Consider the following 19,741-nt stretch of genomic DNA (forward strand, 5'->3'; position numbering starts at 1 on the left):
TCAGTCGTCCAGGAACCGCTCGAACGGTGTGCCAGCGGCGGCGGCGCGAACCTCGTCGTAGTTGAGCACGTCCTCGCGCAGGTCGTCGCTGGTCGCCTTGCGGTGGGGCAGCGCGAAGCGGTCGGGCAGCGCGACGCCGACGTGGTCGGCGATGCCGCGGATCGTACCCTCGGGGTCGGCCGAGAGATCGGCGTACTCCACGTGGATCACGCGCTCCGCCGGGATCAGTGCGGCGAGGTAGTCGTGCATCGCGCGCGAGCGGATCTCGAAGGCGCCGGCGCGGTGCAGCAGCAGCGCGGGGTCGAGCGCTGTGGGACCGGGCTTGCGCTCGCCGGCCTTCACGGCCCAGGCGCCGCGGCGGCCGCCCTTGTCCGCGCGGCGCTGCTCGGCGCGCAGCTGCGATACGGCGGCGCGCAGGTGGTCGCGGCGGTCCATCGCGGCGATGCGGTAGCCGCCCGCGGCGAGGGCCTCGTAGGCCCCCATGGGCGACAGGAACGAGGTGTGCGTGAGCTTGACGCCCGCCACCCCGACGGCGGGGTCGCCGTTCACGAAGTCCGCCGGCGCGGGAAAGGCGGCGAGGAAGTCGAGCTGCTCGCGGTCGGCGGCGAACGGGCCCACGGCCGCGGCGGTGCCGCGGATGCGCGTTGTGGGCTCGTTCAGGAGCGGCACGCCCGCCGCCTCGTTGAACACGCCGACCACGAGGTTGCTGCCCACGCGGCCCCACGGCATCAGGATCGCGAAGCGCCGGCCCGTCCACGCCCCGCTCATGCGCGGCCCCGGATGCGGTCGGCGAAGCGGCGCAGGCGCGGGCGGCCCACGAGCTGCGCGCGCAGGGTCTCGGCCGCGCCCGCCTCGGAGGCGGCGAGCAGGCCCGCGAGGCTGCGGCCGAGGGGGTTCTCGGGCACGATGCCGGCGGCGAGCGCCTCGAGCCGGAGGCGCCGCGCGCGGGCGAGGCGGGGGTCGCGGGCGCGGGTGCGGGCCGCGTCCCAGAAGGCGTCCCAGCCCCCGGTGCGCCGGCTCCAGTCCCAGTCCGCCGCGCGGGCGTGGAGCATGCGCTTCTGCGCGGACAGGAGCGCGCGGTCCCCGGCCAGCCGGGCGAGGGCGCCGGCCACGGCCTCGGGCGTGCGCTCCACCACGAAGGGGGCGCCGTCCGGCCCGAGCGCCTCGCGCACGATCCCGACGTCGGTGGACACGACGGCCACGCCCGAGGCCATCGCCTCGAGCACCGGGTTCGGCGTGCCCTCCACCGCGGAGGCGCAGACCAGCACGTCGAGGCCGCGGTAGTACCCGGCCATCTCGGCGCGGTCGCGGCGGCGCTCCGAGGCGTCGGCGAGGGCGAGCTCGGCGGCCACGCCGTCGGCCTCCAGCCGCGCCATCGCGGGGCGCAGCACGGTGCGCAGGCCCTTGGCGTCGCGGTGCCCGTGCGATTCGCCCCAGAGCGAGTTGCCGACCCAGCCCACGCGCAGCGGGCCGTCCCCCTCGGGCGCACGGTCGCCGGGTGCGAAGTGGGCGGTGTCCACGCCGTCGGGCAGCACCGCGTCGGGTGGCGGCAGGCCGGGCTCGGCGCGGTAGAGGCGGTCGAGGACGGGCGAGGACACGGCGTAGGCGTGGGCGAAGTGGAGGGCCTCCGCGCGGGACGCCAGCGCCTCGGGGTCGTCCAGATGGAGGTGGTCGTAGACGGAGGTGGTCACCACGGGGCGGCACATCGCCGCCACGGTGGCGGTACGGCCCAATCCGGCGGCGGCGGCGGCGCGGCGGATCGCGAGGGGGCGCAGCATCGCGCGCAGGTCGTCGCGCCAGAATACGTGCACGACGTCGAACGGCTCCTCGAGGAAGCAGCGGCGCAGCATCGCGGGGGCGTCGCCCCGGAAGCGCCCGGCGTGGTCGATCGTAACCGCGAGGCCCGCGCTCCGGTGCCGGGCCACCTCGCGGGCGATGCTGCCGAACGCCCAGTCGGGCACGTCCGCGAGCATCAGCACGCGGGGGCGCGCGGCGGCATCGGTGGGGGCGGGCATGGTCACGGGCGGGCCGGGGCTCCTGTCGGGTGCGGCGGCCCGGATACGCATCCGCCCGGCGCCGCGCAATGGGCGGAGGACGCGAGGGCGGCGCGGTGCTACGCAGCGGCCATGCGCATCCTCCTCGTCTTCGACGTGCCCGGCTGGTCGGTGCACAACGTCGCCCGCCAGATCGCGGCTCAGGCCGCGGCGCAGGACGGGGGCCGCCACGAGGTCCGGCTCCTGGGCCGTGCGGATTGGGTGGGGCGGCCCGCCGCGCTGCGGGCGGCGCTGGAATGGTCGGAGCTCCACGTCTTCCTCTGGCGCTTCGACCTCGTGGCCGCGCTGGAGATGCTGGGGCCGCGGGCGGCCGCCGCAATGGCCGAGCGGGTCTCGGCGGTGGTGGTGTTCGACGAGGTGTACCGCGACCCCGCCGACCTCCTCTCGCTCGGCGATCCCTTCGCGGTGGCGGACCTCGTGGCGGTGTCGTCGGAGCGGCTGCGGGCGCTCTACCGCGCGACGCCGCATCTGCCGGACCCAGGGCACGTGCTCGTGGACGGCGTGGACACGGGCCGTTTCGCGCCGGGGGACGGTGGGGGCGGCGGTCCCCTGCAAGTCGCCTGGGTGGGCGACAGCGCCTGGGGTGGCAACATCGCACCCGACTTCAAGGGCTTCCACGGGGTGTTCCGCCCCGCGATGGCGCCCCTGGAGCGGGAGGGGCTGGCCCAAGCGCGCGTGGCCGACCGGCAGGGGCCGCAGGTGGCGCCCGAAGCGATGCCCGCCTTCTACCGGGGCGTGGACGTCTACGCCTGCACCTCGCGCGCCGAGGGCACGCCGAACCCGCTGCTAGAATCGATGGCCGCGGGCGCGGCGGTGGTCACGACGGACGTGGGCGTCGCGCGCGAGGTGTTGGGGCCGGAAGGGTTGGACTTCGTCCTGCCCCGCGAGGCGGCGGCGTTCGAGGCGGCGCTGCGGCGGCTGGCGGGGGACCGGGCGCTGCTGGCGCGGCTGCGGGGCGAGAGCCTCGCGCGGCGGGACGCCTTGAGCTGGCACGCGCGCTACAACGCGTGGCAGGCCCTGTTCGCGGAGGCCGAGGCCGTGCGGGGGGACGCGGAGCGGGCGGGGCGGAAGCGGCGGGTGATCGAGGCGCTGCTGGCGCGGCCCCGGACGCCGATGGCGCGGGTGCGCGGCGCGGTGTTCCGCTCCGCCGCGCTCTACCGGCTCTACACGGGGGTGCTGCGGCGCGCGCCGGGGGTCCTGCGGCGCCTGCGGGGTCGGTAGCGCCGCCCGCGCCCCTTCGGGGGGCGGACGGCGCGGGGGATCAGTTGCGCGGACGCGTGCAGATGCCGGCGTCGTCGCAGTACACGCCGGCCAGGCCGCCGATGATGGCGCCGCGGTCGGCGTTGCCGTCGATGGCCTTGGCCACGCCGTAGCCGGCGGCGGCGCCGGCGATGCCGCGTTCCACGTCGCTGTCGACGAGGGCGCCGGGCTGGCAGGCGGCGAGCAGGGTGGCCGCGGCGAGCGCCGGGATGGTGAACTTCATGGGATGTCTCCGTGGAATGAAAGGACCGGGGCTGAATGCCCGGTCACCGCACCCCTCCACAATGGGCCCGGCGGCGCTGAAAGGCCATGCGCGGCTCGTGTTAGGCGATAGCGGCGGAGACCCGCGCCTCCGGGCCGCGGGTTTCCGCCTGCGCACCGGGGTGGCGGGGCACGCCGCCCGCCAAGTGCGGCGCGGGCGCAACAGGGGGCGATCCGCGCGCGCATCCGCCGACGCCGCGGATCGCGGTTGCCAAGGGGGAGGGTGGTCGACTAGCGTCGCATTTATGAAACGCAGTTCCGCACAGTGGAATTGCGGGGAGAGGGAGAACACCATGAGACTGCTGACCGCGACGGCGCTCGCCGCCGTCCTCGCCGCGGGCGCGGCCACCGCCCAGACCAAGCTGATCCTCGGCGAGGCCGGCCCGAACCGCGGCGCCCGCGCCGAGGCCATGCAGAGCTTCGTCGACGACGTGGAGGCCCGCACCGATGGCGCCGTGGAGATCGACGTCCAGTGGGGCGGCGCGCTGTTCAAGGCGAACGCAGCGCTCGGCTCGATCGGCGACGGCGTGGCCGACCTCGGCACCGTGATCGGCGTCTACTTCCCGCAGGAGATGCTGGGCTACGGCATCGCCGACCTGCCGCTGCGCAACGCCGACGCCTGGGTGGGCATGCGCGCCACCGACGCGCTGATGCGCTCCTCGGAGGCGATCCAGCAGCAGCTCGCCGACCAGAACCTCGTCTACATCGGCACCTTCACCACGTCCGAGGTGAACATCGGCTGCAAGGGCGCCGCGATCCGCTCCGCGGACGACATCGAGGGTCTGAAGGTCCGCGGCGTCGGTGCCTACGGCGACACGTTCAAGGATTTCGGCGCCAACATGGTCGCCATGTCGATCTACGACGCCTACCAGGGCCTCGACACGGGCCTGCTCGATTGCTCCCAGGGCTACAGCTACGCGATGGCGGCGCTGAAGCAGCAGGAGGTGATCGACAGCTACACCCTGCTCGACTGGGGCCAGGTGGGCGCGCTCGGCATCTTCATGAACAAGGACGTCTACGACGGCCTCGACCCGGCCGTGCAGCAGGCGCTGCAGGACGCGGGCGTCGCCATGGCCGACACGCTGGGCGAGCTGATCACCGCCGACAACGAGGCCGCGATCCAAACCATGCGGGACGCCGGCGTCGAGATCATTGAGCTCGATGCGGCCGAGCGCGACAAGCTGGTGGAGCAGGGCGCGCAGTACGTCGACCAGTGGGTCGAGCAGGCGAACGCCGCCGGCCTGGACGGGGCCGCCCTCCTCGAGGAGTACCGCGGCCTGCTGGCGCAGTTCGCCGAGGAGCGCGACGCCCAAGGGTACCCCTGGGACCGCTGATCCGAACGGGGGCGCCCCTCGGGGCGCCCCGACCCCCTAGGGAAGGACCGCCGCCATGCTCGCGCGCGTCGAACGCCTGCTGCTCGACCTCTCGGTGATCGCCATCGTCGGCCTCGCGGTGCTGATCACCGCGTCGGTGGTGATGCGCGCCACCATGGGCGGCGCGGTCCCCGACACCATCGTGATGGTGGCCGAGCTGATGGTCGCCGCCATCGTGCTGCCCCTGGCCGCGGCCACCACCGCGCGCGCCCACATCGTGGTGGAGTTCCTCTCGAAGATGTTCCCGCGCCGGGTGCAGGACCGCCTCGTGGTGGCGGGCAGCCTCGCGGGCTGCGTGGCGCTGATGCCCTTGATCTACGCGGGCGGGCGCGAGGCTTGGGAGACGCTGCATTCGGGCACCTACTTCTTCGGCGAGCTGGGCTTGCCGAAATGGCCGGGCCGGGTGGTGTTCCTCCTCGGCATGGCGTTCTGCTGGCTCCGCCTCGCGGTGATGGCCGTGCAGGACATCCGCACGATCCGCGCGGGCGGGCACCTCGACGCCCCCCACGACGCCGCCGACCTCATGGGAGAGCCGTGATGGACGGCACCCTTGTCGGCCTCATTGCCTTCGCCGCCGTGATCGGGCTGCTCGCGATCCGCATCCCCATCGCCTTCGCGCTGGCGGGCGTGGCCACGGTGGGGGCCTTCGCGATGTTCGCGTTCCGCACCGGGGACTTCACGCCGCTGCGCGCGCTCCGGCCGACGACCTCGATCGTGTTCTCGAACTCCTTCGACCTGATCCATTCCTACGACCTGTCGATGATCCCGCTGTTCGTGGCGCTGGGTCACATCGCCTACCGCGCCGACATCACCACGAAGATCTACCACGCCGCGCGCGTCTGGCTCTCCCGCGTGCCCGGCGGCGTGGCGATGGCGAGCGTCGTGGGCTGCGGCGGCTTCTCGGCGATCACCGGGTCATCCATCGCCTGCGCCTCGACCATGGGGCGCATCTGCAGCCCCGAGATGCTGCGCATGGGATACGACAAGCGCCTCGCCACGGCGTCCGTGGCGGCAGGCGGCACGCTCGGCTCGCTGATCCCGCCCTCGGTCCTCTTCATCATCTACGGCATCTTCACCGAGACCTCGATCTCCTCGCTGTTCCTGGCCGGCATCCTGCCCGGCATCCTGTCGCTGCTGGGCTTCCTCCTGGTGATCTGGATCTGGGTCTGGCGCGATCCGGCGGCGGCGCCGGTGCCGGACGCCCGCGTCTCCATGCGCGACCGGGGGCGGGCCGCCCTCGACGCCTGGCCGGCCGTCGCCCTCTTCGCGATCATCGTGGGCGGCATCTACGGCGGCATCTTCACCGCCACCGAGGCCGCCGCCGTCTGCGTCACCGCAGCGACCCTGATCGGCTTCGCGCAGCGCAAGCTCACCTTCAAGGCCCTTTGGGAGGCGCTGCGCGAGACGGCCGTGCAGACCGCCGCCATCTTCCTGATCGCCGCCGCCGCCAAGATCTTCGTGGCCTTCATCGCCCTGACCGGCGTGGCCGGCGACATCGTGGGCGCGGTCACCGACGCGGAGCTGTCCCCGGTGGTCCTGCTGGTCGCCATCGCCGCGATCTACCTTCTGCTCGGCATGTTCCTCGACCCCATCGGCATCATGGTGCTGACGCTGCCCCTGATGATCCCCCTGGTGGAGACCTACGGCTTCGACCTGATCTGGTTCGGCGTCGTCGTCATCAAGCTCCTGGAGATCGGCCTCATCACCCCGCCCGTGGGCCTCAACGTCTTCGTGATCGCCAACGTGGTGGGCCGCGAGGTCGACATCGAGCGCATCTTCGCGGGCATCCTGCGGTTCCTGACCGTGGACGTGCTGGTGCTGGTGCTGATCATGGCGTTCCCGATCATCTCGCTCCTGATCCCGGGGTCGATGTGATGGGCGAGGGGAGCCCCGTGGAGGACGACCGCCGCTTCGCCACCGCGCTGGGGCGCGGGCTGTCGGTGCTGCGCGCGTTCCGGGCCTCGGACGACGGGCTGGGGAACGCCGAGATCGCGGAGCGCACGGGGCTGCCGAAGTCCACCGTCTCGCGCCTGACCTTCACGCTGCAATCGCTGGGCTACCTCACCCACGCCCGCCGCTCCGACCGCTACCGGCCCGGGCCCGCGCTCCTGGTGCTGGGGCACCTGGCGGACGCTTCGATCCCCTTCGTGACGATGGCCGCCGAGCCGATGCAGGCGCTGGCCGACGAGACCGGGACCATGGCGATGCTGCTCGTGCGCGACGGCGGGCGGATGCTGATCGTGCGGACCTGGCGCCCGCGGGCGGTCGCCTCGCTCTGGCTCGACGTGGGCTACCGGGTGCCGCTGACCGACGCCTCGTCGGGCCACGCGCTACTGGCCGCCCTCGGGCCGGAGGCGTTCCGCGCCGCCGTCGCGGCGGCGGGCGCCGAGCGGGGGCTGACGCAGGCGCGCGCGGAAGCCGTGCGCGCCGAGGCGGCGGGGCAATTGGCCACGCGCGGCTTCGTGGTGGCCGACCCGGCCAGCTACTTCGCGCCGGGCATCCACGCCGTGTCGGTGCCGTTCCAGCCGCGCGACGTGCCCGAGCCGGTGGTGTTCACCGCCGGCGCGCTGCCCGAGCTGCTGGACGAGACGCGGATGCGCGAGGCCGTGGGCCCGGCGCTGATGGGCGCGGTGCGCGCGCTGGAACGGATGACGGGGCAGGGGGCGTGCCGCCCCGCCCCCACCGAGGAGGAGGGCTGAGATGTCCGTGAGCTATGATCGCCAGGGCGCCGTCGCCTTCATCACCGTCGCGAACCCGCCGGTGAACGCCCTCGGGCACGCGGTGCGCGTCGGGCTGGCCGAAGCGGTGGACCGCTTCACTGCGGATGATGCCGCAGAGGTCGCCGTGATCCTGGGCGAGGGCCGCCTGTTCCTGGGCGGCGCCGACATCTCGGAGTTCGGCAAGCCCCCCGCCGACCCGTGGCTGCCCGAGGTCATCGACCGCATCGAGGCCGCCCCGAAGCCGGTACTCGCCACGATCCACGGCGCCGCCCTTGGGGGCGGTCTGGAGGTGGCGCTCGGATGCCACTGGCGCATGGCGATGCCGGGCACGAAGCTGGGGCTGCCCGAGGTCACCCTGGGGATCCTGCCCGGCGCGGGCGGCACGCAGCGCACGCCGCGGCTGGTGGGGCTGGAGGCGGCCGGCGAGATGATCGCGTCCGGCGCACCCGTCGGGCCGGAGAAGGCGCTCGAGATGGGCCTGATCGACCGCATCGGCGAGGGCGATCTGCGCGAAGCGGCGCGGGCCTATGCCGAGGAGCTGCGCGGAAGCGCCCCCCGCCGCGTGCGCGACATGCCCGCCCCCGAGGGCGATCTCGCCGCCATGCGCGCCGAAGTCGAGCGGTGCACGCCGGGGCAGGTGGCGCCGGCGGTGGCGCTCGATGCCGTCATGGCCTCCACGGGCGGCGACTTCGACGCTGGCATGCGCGAGGAGCGGCGGCTGTTCCAAGGGCTCGTCGAGACGCCCCAGCGGGCGGGCCTGATCCACGCCTTCTTCCTGGAGCGGGCCGTCGCCAAGGTGCCGGGGCTGGAAGGGGTGAGGCCCCGCCCCGTGTCCCACGTCGGCGTGGTCGGCGGCGGGACGATGGGCGCCGGCATCGCCGCGTCCTGCCTGCTCGCCGGCCTGCGGGTCACGCTGGTGGAGCGGGACGACGCCGCCGCCGCGAAGGCGCGGGCGACCGTGGAGGGTATCCTCGACGGGGCCGTGAAGCGTGGCAAGATGAGCGCGGCGAAGCGCAAGGGCGTCCGTTTCGAGACGGCGACGGACTACGCGGCGCTCGGGGATGCGGACCTCGCCGTGGAGGCCGTGTTCGAGTCGATGGACGTGAAGCGCGCGGTGTTCGCGGAGCTGGACCGGGTGATGAAGCCCGGCGCGGTGCTGGCGACCAACACCTCCTACCTCGACGTGAACGCCATCGCCGAGGCGACCTCGCGTCCCGGGGACGTGCTGGGCCTCCACTTCTTCTCGCCCGCCCACGTGATGAAGCTGCTGGAGGTGGTCGTGGCCGACCGCACCGCGCCCGAGGTGGTCGCCACCGGCTTCGCGCTCGCGAAATCCTTGCGCAAGATCGCCGTCCGTGCCGGCGTCTGCGACGGGTTCATCGGCAACCGCATCCTGTCGCGCTACCGCGCCGCCGCCGACCACATGGTGCTCGACGGGGCCTCGCCCTACCAGGTGGACCGGGCCATCCGCGGCTTCGGCTTTCCGATGGGGCCCTACCAGGTGTCCGACCTCGCGGGCCTCGACATCGGCCATGCCACCCGCGAGCGCATCGCCCGGGACGCCCCCCCGCACTGGCGCCGCCCCGTCTTCGCCGACCGCCTGTTCGAGGCCGGGCGCCTGGGGCGCAAGACCGGCAAAGGCTACTACGACTACGCGCACGACAAGCGCGGCGCCGAGGACCCCGAGACGCTCCGCATCGTGGAGGAGACGCGCCACGATCTGGGCCTCGCCCCCCGCGACTTCACCGACGCGGAGATCGTGCGCCGCTACATGGCCGCGATGGTCGACGAGGCCTCGCGCGTGGTCGAGGAGGGCATCGCGGCCCGGCCGCTCGACGTGGATGCGGTGCTGCTGCACGGCTACGGGTTCCCGCGCCCCAAGGGCGGGCCGATGCACTGGGCGGACGCCACCGGGATTCCTGCGATCCTCGCCGACATCGAGGCGTTCGCCGAGGCCGACCCCCATTTCTGGCGCCCCGCGCCGCTCCTGCGCGAGCTGGCCGAATCGGGCCGCAGCTTCGCCGACCTGAACCGGAAGGACGCCTCGTGACCGACGCCGTCATCGTCTCCACCGCCCGCACCGCCATCGGCAAGGCCGCCCGCGGGGCCTTCAACGATACCCACGGCGCCGTCATGGGCGGCCACGTCGCCGCCGCCGCCGCCGAGCGGGCAGGGATAGACCCCAGCCTGATCGAGGACTCGATCTGGGGCTGCGGCTATCCCGAATACGTCACGGGAGGGAACATCGCCCGGCAGATCGCCGTGCGCGCGGGCCTGCCCGACACGGTCGCGGGCGCCACCGTGAACCGCTTCTGCGCCTCCGGGCTGCAGGCGGTCGCCATGGGCGGGCACGCCATCGCCCATGATGGGGTGAAGGCGGCGCTGGTGGGCGGGGTCGAGAGCATCTCGCTGGTCCAGCCCCCCGTGCGCCACTCGCGCGAGGTGTGGCTCGAGAAGCACCGCCCCGACCTCTACCTGCCCATGATCGAGACCGCCGACATCGTGGCCGAGCGCTACGGCGTCGCCCGCGAGGCGCAGGACGCGCTCGCACTCCAGTCCCAGCAGCGGACGGCGGCGGCGCAGGAGGCGGGGCGCTTCGACGCCGAGATCGTGCCGATCACCGTCATGATGAAGGTGAAGGACAAGGAGACCGGCGAGGTCTCGGAGCGCGAGGTCACGGTCGCGCGCGACGAGTGCAACCGGCCCTCGACCACGCTGGAGGGGCTGCAGAAGCTCCAGCCCGTGCGGGGCGAGGACCGGTTCGTGACCGCCGGCAACGCCAGCCAGCTCTCGGACGGCGCCGCGGCCCTCGTGATGATGGCCGAATCCGAGGCCGCCCGCGCCGGGGCCGAGCCGCTGGGACGCTTCCGCGGCTTCGCGGTCGCGGGCTGCGCGCCCGACGAGATGGGCATCGGCCCCGTCTTCGCCGTGCCGCGCCTGCTGGAGCGCCACGGGCTGAGCGTGGACGACATCGACCTGTGGGAGCTGAACGAGGCCTTCGCCTCCCAGGCGCTCTACTGCCGAGACCGCCTCGGCATCGACCCGGACCGGTGCAACGTCGACGGCGGCTCGATCTCGGTCGGCCACCCGTTCGGCATGACCGGCGCGCGCATGACCATGCACCTCCTGCACGAGGGCCGGCGCCGGGGCGCGAAGCTCGGCGTCGTCACCATGTGCATCGGCGGCGGCCAGGGCGCCGCCGGCCTGTTCGAAATCTTCTGAAGGGGCGCGACCATGAACCTCGAATACAGCGACGAGCATAAGGCGTTCCGGGACGACGTGTGCCGGTTCCTCGACGAGAAGCTCCCCGAGCATCTGACCGACCGGGGCCGCCGGGGACGCGCGCCCTCGAAGGCGGAGCACGAGGAGTGGCACGCGATCCTCCATGAGCAGGGCTGGCTGGCGGGCAACTGGCCGCGGGAGTTCGGCGGCGCCGGCTGGGACGCCGTGCAGCGCCACATCTTCGAGACCGAGACCACCGCGCGGGGCGCCCCCCGCATCGTGCCCTTCGGCGTCGCCATGCTGGGGCCCGTCCTGCAGAAGTTCGGATCGAAGGCGCAGCAGGACCACTACCTGCCGCGCATCCTCGACGGCACCGACTGGTGGTGCCAGGGCTACTCGGAGCCGGGCGCAGGCAGTGACCTGGCCTCCTTGCGCTGCGAGGCGGTGCGCGACGGCGACCACTACGTGGTGAACGGGCAGAAGACCTGGACCACGTTGGGGCAGTACGCCGACCACATCTTCTGCCTCGTGCGGACCTCCAAGGAGGGCAAGCCGCAGGAGGGGATCAGCTTCCTGCTGATCGATATGGCCACGCCCGGCGTCGAGGTGCGGCCCATCGTGCTGATCGACGGCTCGGTCGAGGTCAACGAGGTGTGGTTCTCGGACGTGCGCGTGCCTGTGGAGAACCTCGTGGGCGAGGAGAACAAGGGTTGGACCTACGCCAAGTACCTGCTGACCCACGAGCGCACCAACATCGCGGGCGTGGGATTCGCCTCCGCCGGCCTCGCGGCGCTCAAGCGCATCGCGCGGGCCGAGCAGGACGGCGGGCGGCCCCTCGCGGAGAACCCCCACTTCGCCGCCCGCGTGGCGCGGGTCGAGATCGACCTGATGGCGATGGCGACCACCAACCTGCGCGTGGTCTCGGCCGCCGCCGGAGGGCAGGCGCCGGGGGCCGAGTCCTCGATGCTGAAGATCAAGGGCACCGTGATCCGCCAGGAGATCAACGCCCTCGCCAAGACCGCCGCCGGTCCCTACGCGCTGCCGTTCCAGTCCGAGGCGGTGGAGGGCACCAACGAGGAGCCGGTCGGCCCCGACTACGCCGCCCGCGTGACGGGGCAGTACCTGAACAACCGCAAGCTCTCGATCTATGGCGGGTCGAACGAGGTGCAGCGGCAGATCATTGCCAAGACCATGCTGGGGCTCTGACCATGAACTTCGAATGGACCGACGAGCAGCGGATGCTGCAGGACGGGCTGCGGCGCTACCTCTCGGACGCCTACGACGCCACGGGCCGCAAGGCCGCCAGGGAGGCGGACCGGGGCTTCTCGGCGGAGACGTGGGCGGGGCTGGCCGAGATGGGCGTGGTGGGCGCGCTGTTCTCCGAGGATCAGGGCGGCTTCGGCGGCTCGGGCTTCGACCTCGCCCTCGTGTTCGAGGAGATGGGCCGCGCCGGCGCCGTGGACCCGCTGATCGACACGGGCGTGCTGGGGGGCGGCCTGCTGGCGACCTTCGAGCCGGACACGCTGGAGGGGGTGATCGCGGGCGAGACGCATCTGGCGCTGGCCCACGCCGAGCCGGGCGCGCGCTACGAATTGGCGCGCGTCGCTGCCACCGCCGAACGGGACGAGGGCGGCTGGCGGCTTTCGGGCCGCAAGGCGGTTGTGGCGAACGCCGCCGCCGCGGACCGCTTCCTCGTCACCGCTCGCACGGGCGGCGCGGGCGCCGACCCCGACGGCATCTCGCTGTTCGCGGTGGAGCGCGGGGCGCTCGACTTCCGTCCCTATCCCGTCGTCGGCGGCGGCACGGCAGCGGAGCTATCGCTCGACGGCACGCCCGCCACGCTCCTCGGCCCCGAGGGCGGGGCCTATCCGGCGCTGGCGGCGGTCCACGCCCGCGCGACCCTCGCGGTCTGTGCGGAAGCGCTCGGAATGATGGAGGCCGTGCGCGACCTGACGGGCGACTACCTGCGGACCCGCAAGCAGTTCGGGCAGCCCATCGGCAAGTTCCAGGTTCTCCAGCACCGCATGGCCGACGTGCTGATCGAGATCGAGCAGGCGCGCTCGGCCGTGATCAACCTCGCCGGCAACGTGGACGGGGACGCGCGCGACCTCCACGTGGCGGCGGCCAAGAACCTCGTGGGCCACGTGGCGCGGCTGGTGGTCGAGGAGGCGATCCAGATGCACGGCGGCATCGGCGTGACCGAAGAGTACGACCTCGGCCACTACGCCCGGCGCCTGAGCATGGTGGATCACCGCTTCGGCGACACGATCCACCACCTGGAGCGCTTCATCGCCCTGACGCGGGACGCCGCGCCGCTGGAGGGGGCGGCGCGCTGATGTCCGCGGGGATCATCAAGGGCGAGACCGGCACGCAGCGCCTGCTCGGCTACGTGCTGGACGTCGGGCGGGGGGACGGGCGCGCGCGCTGCCGCCTCCGGCTCACGGACGACCACACCAACCGCCACGGCGCGGTGCATGGCGGGATCGTGGCCTCGGTGCTCGACAACGCGCTCGGGGCCACGGCGAGCCTGTCGGTGGACGACACGGGCATGGCGCCGTTCCTGACGGTCTCGATGACGGTGAACTTCCTGGCCCCGGCCTATGCGGGCGACGTGCTGGACGCGGTCGGCCTGCTACGGGGCGGCGGTCGCTCCACGGTGTTCGTGGAGGGCGAGGTGCGGGCCGGCGAGACGCTGATCGCCACCGCCACGGGCGTGTTCAAGCGCGTGCCTCAGGAGCGGGTGCGATGACGGCGCGGCTCGACGACCTCGGCGACCGGCTGGTGGTGGTGGGCGAGGGCGCGCGCCGCAACGCGCTGACGCCCGAGTACTACGCGGTGCTGGCCGAGGCGCTGCGGCTGGCCGGGGAGCCGCGCGTCGCGGCCGTCATCCTCCACGGCGAGGGCGGCTACTTCTGCGCGGGCGGCGACCTGCGCCTGCTGGCGACCCGCCGCGACCTCCCCCGCCCCGAGCGGCTGGACCGGATCGAGGCGCTGCACGACTTGGTGCGCGGAATCATGGCGTGTCCGGTGCCTGTCATCGCGGCCCTGGAGGGCGGCGCGGCGGGGGCGGGCGCGTCCATCGCCTTCGCCTGCGACATGGTGGTCGCGGCGAGGGGGGCCACGGTCTCGGCGGCCTACGTCAAGGCGGGGCTGGTGCCCGACGGCGGCCTGACGGCTTCGCTCGCCGCCACGCTGCCGCGCCCGATGCTGATGCGGATGGCGCTGCTGGGCGAGGCGGTGGCCATCGAACGCCTGCACGACCTCGGCGCCGTCTCCGACCTCTGCGAGCCGGGCGATGCGCTCGCCGCCGCCCATGCGCTGGCGGACCGGCTGGCCGCGGGGCCGCGCGCCGCGCAAGCGACCATCAAGGACCTCGTGGCCGCCGCCTACCACACCGCGCCCCTCGCCCAGATGGACCGCGAGAGGGACGCGATGGCCGACGCCGTCGCCGCCCCCGAAGCGGCCGAGGGCATCGGCGCCTTCCTCGCGAAGCGCGTGCCCGATTACCGGAGCCTCCCATGACCGATCCCGCTCTGCGGACCCCGATGACGGAGCTGTATGGCTGCCGCCTGCCCATCGTGGCGGGGGGCCTCATGTGGCTCTCGGACGCGGAATACGTGGCCGCCGCCGCCCATGCGGGGATCGTCGGCTTCATCACCGCCGCGTCCTTCCGGGAGCCCGGCGCGCTGCGGGCCGAGATCGCCAAGGCCCGGCGCCTGTGCGACGGACGTCCCTTCGGCGTGAACGTCTCGATGCTGCCCAAGCTGGTCGAGGGCGAGCGCATCGCGGAGACCTTCCGCGAGATCGCCGGCGAGGGCGTGGCGCACGTGGAGACGTCCGGGCGCAACCCCGAGGCCTTCCTGCCGATCCTGCGGGACGCCGGCATCACCGTGCTGCACAAGGTGCCTTCGGTGCGCTTCGCCGAGAAGGCCCAGAGCGTGGGCGTCGACATGGTCAGCATCGTGGGCGCCGAGTGCGGCGGGCACCCCGGCCTCGACCTCGTGGGCACCGTCGTGAACCAGGCGTTGGCCGAGCGGCGCCTGCGCATCCCGTTCCTGATCGGCGGCGGCATCGGCGCGGGCAGCCAGATCGTGGGCGCGCTGGCGGCGGGCGCCGCGGGCGTGGTCGTGGGCACCCGCTTCCTCGTGGCCGAGGAGGTGCGGGCGCATCCCCGCTACAAGGCGGCGCTGGTCGCGGCCTCGGAACGCGACACCGCGCTGACCATGTCGAGCGTGCGTAACACCATCCGCACCTTGCGCAACGAGACCACCGCCGTCGTCGCCGAGATGGAGCGCGCGGACCCCGACGTGGGCATCGAGGCGCTGCTGCCCCACGTCTCGGGCGCCATCGGCCGGCGGGCCTACGAGACCGGCGACGTCTCGCGCGGCATGCTCTCGGCTGGGCAGTCGCTGGGGCTGACGGACCGCGTGGCCCCGCTGGCGGACATCGTCGCGGCGCTGGAGGCCGAGGCGGGCGCCGCGCTGCGCCGCCTCCGGCCCGTTCCCCTCGACCTCCGGGAGGCGTCATGACCGCTCCGATCCACACCCTCGTTGCGGACCGCGCCCGCACCGCGCCGGACGCTCCCGCGGTGATCGACACGGACGGGCGGCGCATCGGCTACGCCGAGCACCTCGCCGCCATCGAGGACGCGGCCAGTGAGTTGCAGGCCGCCGGCCTCCGGCCCGGCGACCGCCTCGGCATCGTGTCCGAGAACTCCCATGCCGCCGCCGTGCTGATCTTCGCCGCCTCGCGCCTCGGCGCCGTGGCGGTGCCCGTGAACGCGCGCATGAGCGCCTCGGAGCTGGCGCGCATCCTCGCCCATGCCGGGCCGCGGCTGGTGGCCTACACCACCGCCGTCTCGCCCGACGCCGCCGCCCATGCCGAGGCCGCCGGCGCGCGGCCCTTCGGCGCGGGCGCGGGCGCGGTGCACCTCGGCGCGGGCCCGGCGCACGACCACGCCGCCGACCCGGACGCGGCGGTGATCCTCTACACCACGGGCACCACGGGCGACCCCAAGGGCGTGATGCTGACCCACGCGAACCTCCGCTTCGGCGGGCGCACCTCGGCGCGGCTGCGGCAGATGGGGGAGGCGGACGTGATCTACGGCGTGCTGCCCGTGACCCACGTGTTCGGGCTGGCCTCGATGCTGATGGCCGCCACCCATGCGGGGGCGTCGATCCGCATGGAGGCGCGGTTCACGCCGGCGGCCCTGCACCGCGCGATCCTGGAGGGCGCCACCGTGTTCCCCGGCGTGCCGCAGATGCACGCGCTGCTGATGGAGCACGTCCGCAAGGGGGGGCTGGAGCGGCTGGAGGGCTGCGCGCTGCATTACGTGTCCTCGGGCGGCGCGCCGCTGGACCCTGCGTGGAAGCGCAAGGCCGAGGCGTTCTACGGCCTGCCGCTGCAGAACGGCTACGGCATGACCGAGACCACCGCCGGAATCTGCGCCACCACCAGCCCCATCGGGGTACCGGACGTCAGCGTCGGCCCCGCGCTGCCGGGCGTGGAGATCCGCCTCGACGAGGCGGTGGGGGGCGAGCCGGGCACGGGCGAGGTGCTGACCCGCGGGCCGCACGTCATGGCGGGCTACTACCGCCTTCCCGAGGCCACGGCCGCGATCATGGACGGCGACTGGCTGCGCACGGGCGACCTAGGGCGCATCGACGAGGCGGGGCGCCTCCACATCGTCGGGCGCTGCAAGGAGCTGATCATCCGCGGCGGCTTCAACGTCTATCCGCCCGAGGTCGAGGCCGCCCTCAACGACCACCCCGACGTGATCCAGTGCGCCGTGGTGGGCCGGCGGCTTGAGGGCGGCGACGAGGAGGTCCTGGCCTTCGTCCAGTGCGCCGACCCCGAGGGGCTGGACGTGGAGGCCCTTCGCGCCTTCGCGGCGGGGCGGCTCGCGGCCTACAAGCGCCCCTCCCGGATCGTGGCCGCCGCGGCGCTGCCGGCGGCGCCCACGGGCAAGATCCTCAAGCACAAGCTGCTCGCGCACTTTGCGGACCGGTTGGGGTAAGGCCGCGCCCCCGAGGGGGCGCGGCGCCGGGTCAGGCGGCCTCGGCCACGCCCCGTGTCGCGGGGTGCGGCGCGTCGCGGTCGCGGGCGAGGTAGACGGTGCTCGAGGGGAATGCGAAGCCGGTGCCGCACTCGGCGAGGATCTCCATCAGGGCCAGGTTCAGCTCCTCGCGGATCGCGAGGCTGCGGGCGTAGTCGATGGCCACGATGTAGGCGAAGATCTCCACGTCGAGCGACGAGGGGCCGAAGCCCAGGAAGCGCACGCGCTGGCCTTCGGCGATGCGCGCGTCGCCTTCCAGCATCGCGTCGATGCGGCCGAGCACGGCGCGCATCTGGTCGGGGCTCGTCTCGTAGCGCAGGCCGAGCGTGACGTGCCAGTGGAAGGAGGTGCGCCCCGCGTAGTTCTCGATCCGGGTCGAGGAGATCGAGCCGTTCGGGATCGTGACCAGCGTGTTGTCGAGCGTGCGGATGCGCGTGGAGCGCAGGCCGATGTCCTCGACGGTGCCGGTGACGCCGTCGACCTGACAGAAGTCGCCCACGCGGATCGGCTGGTCGGCGATCAGGGAGACGCCGCCCACGAGGTGCTCGATGGTCTTCTGGGCGCCGAGCGCGATGGCGAGGCCGCCGATGCCGAGCGCCGCGAACCAGCCGGTGAGGTTGAGGCCGAGCGAGTTGGCCACCAGGATCAGCGCGCCCAGCAGCACCAGCGCCTTGGCGAGGCGGCGGGCCATGATCACCACGGACACCGCGCCGTGGCGCGCGCGCCGGGTCATGGAGCGCTGCGCCTCGTCGCCGGCGGCGTTGACCAGCCGCCAGATCATCCAGGCTATGGCGACCCACGTTCCGATCTCCACGAAGGGGGCCACGGTGGCGCGGGCCACGACCGGCACACCGGCGAAGATCAGCGCGGCGGTGAAGGTCATCGCGCCCAGCACCAGCGCCAGCGGCAGGCGCAGGGGCCGCAGGAGGCGCCCGGCCGTGCCCTTGCGCAGGGGCCGCACCACGAGCCGCAGCCCCGCCCAGAGCAGCCACACCAGCACCACCGAGAAGACGATCGCGCCCGCGCCCGCGGCCAGCACCGCGGTCCAGGCGGCCAGCTCCACGCCCCAGAGCCGCGTGCCCGTCAGCGAGGCCGGCGCGAGGCGCGAGTAGAGCGAGGATTCCGCCGTGCCGGCCTGGGCCGCGGTGATCTCCAGCGTCTCCGGCGAGACGCGCCACACCTGGATGCCGTCCACCTCGGAGCGGCGCAGGGTCAGGTCGACGTCCTCGCCGTCCACCCGCAGCACCGCGAAGCGGTCGAGGTCGGCGGCCATGGCGTCGCCGGTCTGGCCGGCGGGGGCGCTGCTCAGGAGGTAGGAGGGCAGGATGCCGCCCGACTGGTCGAGCGCCGCCTCGAGCTGGATCGCGAGCCGCCGGCCCGTGAAGCGCTGGCGCGCCTCGGGAATGTCCGAGAGGTCGAGGTAGGGCAGCACCTCGGCCGGATCGTCGGCGGCGAAGGCCGCGACCAGCCCGTCGGTGGCCGTGCGCGGCGTCTCGCGGCCGAAGGGGTCGGTGGCCGCCGGCTCGGGCGGCGGCACGTCCTGCGCGGCGGCCCCGAGGGGCACGGCGAGCAGCAGCGCGAGGGCGACGAGGATGGATGCGATGCGGCGCATGGGCGGGGCCTCCGGTTCGCTTCGGAAGGCCCCGACCTACGCCTCCGGCGGCGACGCTTCCACCCGCCGCCGCCGGCGCCGCCGCGTCACCGGCGGCGATCAGCCCACGCGCACCACCATCTTGCCGAAGCCCCGCCCGGCCAGAAGGTCGCGGAAGGCGCCGGGCGCCGCCTCCAGCCCCTCGACCACCTGCTCGGTGTACTTCACGCGCCCCTCGGCCAGCCATCCGTTCATGTCGCGGGCGAAGTCGCGGTAGTGGTCGTGGCCGAAGGTGTCGAAGATGATGAAGCCCTGCATCCGCACCTTCTGGCGCAGGATCGTGGACAGGATCTGCGGGCCGCGGTCCGGGCCCTCGGGCAGGCCGGCGAGGTTGTACCACGCCGCCACGCCGCAGACGGGGATGCGGGCGTTCGCGTTCAGATGGGGGAGCACCGCATAGAGCGTGCGCCCGCCCACGTTCTCCCAGTAGACGTCGATGCCGTCCGGGCAGGCCGCCGCGAGCTGCGCCTCGAAGTCCTCGGCGCGGTGGTCGAGGCAGGCGTCGAAGCCCAGCTCGTCCACGGCGTGGGCGCACTTCTCGGCGCCCCCGGCGACGCCGACCACGCGGCAGCCGAGGATCTTGGCGATCTGGCCCACGGTGGCGCCCACGGGGCCCGTGGCCGCGCTGACGACGACGGTCTCGCCCGCCTTGGGCTCGCCGATGTTCAGGAGGCCCGCATGGGCCGTGAAGCCCGGCATCCCCAGCACCCCGAGCGCCCAGGACGGGTTGTCGGGATCGCTGCCGAGGTTCACCACGCCCGCGCCGTCCGAGACGGCCCAGTCCTGCCAGCCCGAGCCGGCCAGCACCCGGTCGCCCGGCGCGAAGCCCTCAATGTCCGATTCCACCACCTCGGCCACCACCTGCGCCGTCATCGTGCCGCCGATCGCCACCGGCTCGGCGTAGCTCTTGGCCGCGCTCATGCGCCCGCGCATGTAGGGGTCGAGCGACAGCCACTCGGTCCGAAGCAGCATCTCGCCCGCGCCCGGCCGGGGCACCGCGCCGGTCTCGAGGCGCAGGGTGGCGTCGTCGGGCTCGCCCACGGGGCGCTCGGCGAGCACCCAGCGGCGGTTCGTGTCGCGGGATTGGGTCATGTGGATCGTCCTCCGGTTGCGGGGCGATTGGAGCGCGCGCCCGCCGCCGTCAA

18 protein-coding genes are annotated in these 19,741 nt (G+C 73.8%); 13 read left to right on the forward strand and 5 right to left on the reverse strand.

Annotated elements, in window-relative coordinates; all coding sequences use genetic code 11:
- Together K3554_RS00325 and K3554_RS00330 are read right to left on the reverse strand one after the other, a co-directional pair.
- On the reverse strand, window positions 1–768 hold the full coding sequence (locus K3554_RS00325; RefSeq protein ID WP_259942212.1) for a sulfotransferase: 768 nt from the start codon (window positions 766–768) through the stop codon (window positions 1–3).
- Window positions 765–2,015 carry a glycosyltransferase family 4 protein gene (locus K3554_RS00330; protein ID WP_259945719.1) on the reverse strand — a complete coding sequence of 417 codons (1,251 nt, stop codon included), beginning with the start codon at window positions 2,013–2,015 and terminating at the stop codon, window positions 765–767. The genes K3554_RS00325 and K3554_RS00330 overlap by 4 nt, the downstream gene beginning before the upstream one ends.
- 111 nt (window positions 2,016–2,126) lie before the next feature.
- Here K3554_RS00330 and K3554_RS00335 point away from each other — a divergent pair, with 111 nt between their 5' ends.
- Window positions 2,127–3,275, forward strand: a complete 1,149-nt coding sequence (locus K3554_RS00335) for a glycosyltransferase family 4 protein (protein ID WP_259942214.1) — start codon at window positions 2,127–2,129, stop codon at window positions 3,273–3,275.
- 40 nt (window positions 3,276–3,315) lie between these two features.
- Here K3554_RS00335 and K3554_RS00340 read toward each other — a convergent pair whose 3' ends face one another.
- Entirely contained in the window at window positions 3,316–3,537 is a 222-nt protein-coding gene (locus K3554_RS00340; protein ID WP_259942216.1) for a hypothetical protein, read from the reverse strand.
- Window positions 3,538–3,868: 331 nt separating this feature from the next.
- On the opposite strand from K3554_RS00340, the gene K3554_RS00345 reads away from it, so the two are divergent.
- The 12 genes from K3554_RS00345 to K3554_RS00400 are packed head-to-tail and all read left to right on the forward strand — an operon-like array spanning window position 3,869 to window position 16,906.
- Entirely contained in the window at window positions 3,869–4,909 is a 1,041-nt protein-coding gene (locus K3554_RS00345; RefSeq protein WP_259942218.1) for a C4-dicarboxylate TRAP transporter substrate-binding protein, read from the forward strand.
- Window positions 4,910–4,964: 55 nt separating this feature from the next.
- Window positions 4,965–5,486 (forward strand): TRAP transporter small permease, encoded by a 522-nt coding sequence (locus K3554_RS00350; protein ID WP_259942219.1) that lies wholly within the window; start codon window positions 4,965–4,967, stop codon window positions 5,484–5,486.
- Window positions 5,486–6,823, forward strand: a complete 1,338-nt coding sequence (locus K3554_RS00355) for a TRAP transporter large permease (protein ID WP_259942221.1) — start codon at window positions 5,486–5,488, stop codon at window positions 6,821–6,823. Before K3554_RS00350 ends, K3554_RS00355 begins: the two co-directional genes overlap by 1 nt.
- A 17-nt stretch (window positions 6,824–6,840) precedes the next feature.
- Window positions 6,841–7,647, forward strand: a complete 807-nt coding sequence (locus K3554_RS00360) for an IclR family transcriptional regulator (protein WP_259942223.1) — start codon at window positions 6,841–6,843, stop codon at window positions 7,645–7,647.
- A gap of 1 nt (window position 7,648) precedes the next feature.
- Complete coding sequence (locus K3554_RS00365) at window positions 7,649–9,718, forward strand: 3-hydroxyacyl-CoA dehydrogenase NAD-binding domain-containing protein (protein ID WP_259942225.1); 2,070 nt, start codon at window positions 7,649–7,651, stop codon at window positions 9,716–9,718.
- On the forward strand, window positions 9,715–10,890 hold the full coding sequence (locus K3554_RS00370; RefSeq protein WP_259942227.1) for an acetyl-CoA C-acyltransferase: 1,176 nt from the start codon (window positions 9,715–9,717) through the stop codon (window positions 10,888–10,890). The genes K3554_RS00365 and K3554_RS00370 overlap by 4 nt, the downstream gene beginning before the upstream one ends.
- A gap of 12 nt (window positions 10,891–10,902) precedes the next feature.
- Complete coding sequence (locus tag K3554_RS00375) at window positions 10,903–12,096, forward strand: acyl-CoA dehydrogenase family protein (protein WP_259942228.1); 1,194 nt, start codon at window positions 10,903–10,905, stop codon at window positions 12,094–12,096.
- A gap of 2 nt (window positions 12,097–12,098) precedes the next feature.
- The gene (locus tag K3554_RS00380; RefSeq protein WP_259942229.1) at window positions 12,099–13,226 is read left to right on the forward strand and encodes an acyl-CoA dehydrogenase family protein; all 1,128 of its coding nucleotides are present in this window, start codon (window positions 12,099–12,101) and stop codon (window positions 13,224–13,226) included.
- Window positions 13,226–13,639 carry a PaaI family thioesterase gene (locus K3554_RS00385; RefSeq protein WP_259942231.1) on the forward strand — a complete coding sequence of 138 codons (414 nt, stop codon included), beginning with the start codon at window positions 13,226–13,228 and terminating at the stop codon, window positions 13,637–13,639. Before K3554_RS00380 ends, K3554_RS00385 begins: the two co-directional genes overlap by 1 nt.
- A complete protein-coding gene (locus tag K3554_RS00390) occupies window positions 13,636–14,412 on the forward strand; it encodes an oxepin-CoA hydrolase, alternative type (protein ID WP_259942232.1) in 777 nt (258 codons plus the stop codon). The genes K3554_RS00385 and K3554_RS00390 overlap by 4 nt, the downstream gene beginning before the upstream one ends.
- Window positions 14,409–15,419: a nitronate monooxygenase family protein gene (locus K3554_RS00395; protein WP_259942233.1), complete on the forward strand. Its 1,011-nt coding sequence runs from the start codon at window positions 14,409–14,411 to the stop codon at window positions 15,417–15,419. Before K3554_RS00390 ends, K3554_RS00395 begins: the two co-directional genes overlap by 4 nt.
- Window positions 15,416–16,906, forward strand: a complete 1,491-nt coding sequence (locus K3554_RS00400) for a class I adenylate-forming enzyme family protein (RefSeq protein ID WP_259942235.1) — start codon at window positions 15,416–15,418, stop codon at window positions 16,904–16,906. The genes K3554_RS00395 and K3554_RS00400 overlap by 4 nt, the downstream gene beginning before the upstream one ends.
- Before the next feature lie 31 nt (window positions 16,907–16,937).
- Here K3554_RS00400 and K3554_RS00405 read toward each other — a convergent pair whose 3' ends face one another.
- Both K3554_RS00405 and K3554_RS00410 read right to left on the reverse strand, forming a co-directional pair.
- Window positions 16,938–18,557, reverse strand: a complete 1,620-nt coding sequence (locus K3554_RS00405; RefSeq protein ID WP_259942237.1) for a mechanosensitive ion channel family protein — start codon at window positions 18,555–18,557, stop codon at window positions 16,938–16,940.
- A 99-nt stretch (window positions 18,558–18,656) separates the two neighbouring features.
- Complete coding sequence (locus K3554_RS00410; RefSeq protein WP_259942238.1) at window positions 18,657–19,688, reverse strand: NADP-dependent oxidoreductase; 1,032 nt, start codon at window positions 19,686–19,688, stop codon at window positions 18,657–18,659.
- Between the last annotated feature and the right edge of the window lie 53 nt (window positions 19,689–19,741).

Origin of the sequence: Jannaschia sp. W003, assembly GCF_025144335.1 — a bacterium.
GTDB lineage: Bacteria > Pseudomonadota > Alphaproteobacteria > Rhodobacterales > Rhodobacteraceae > Jannaschia.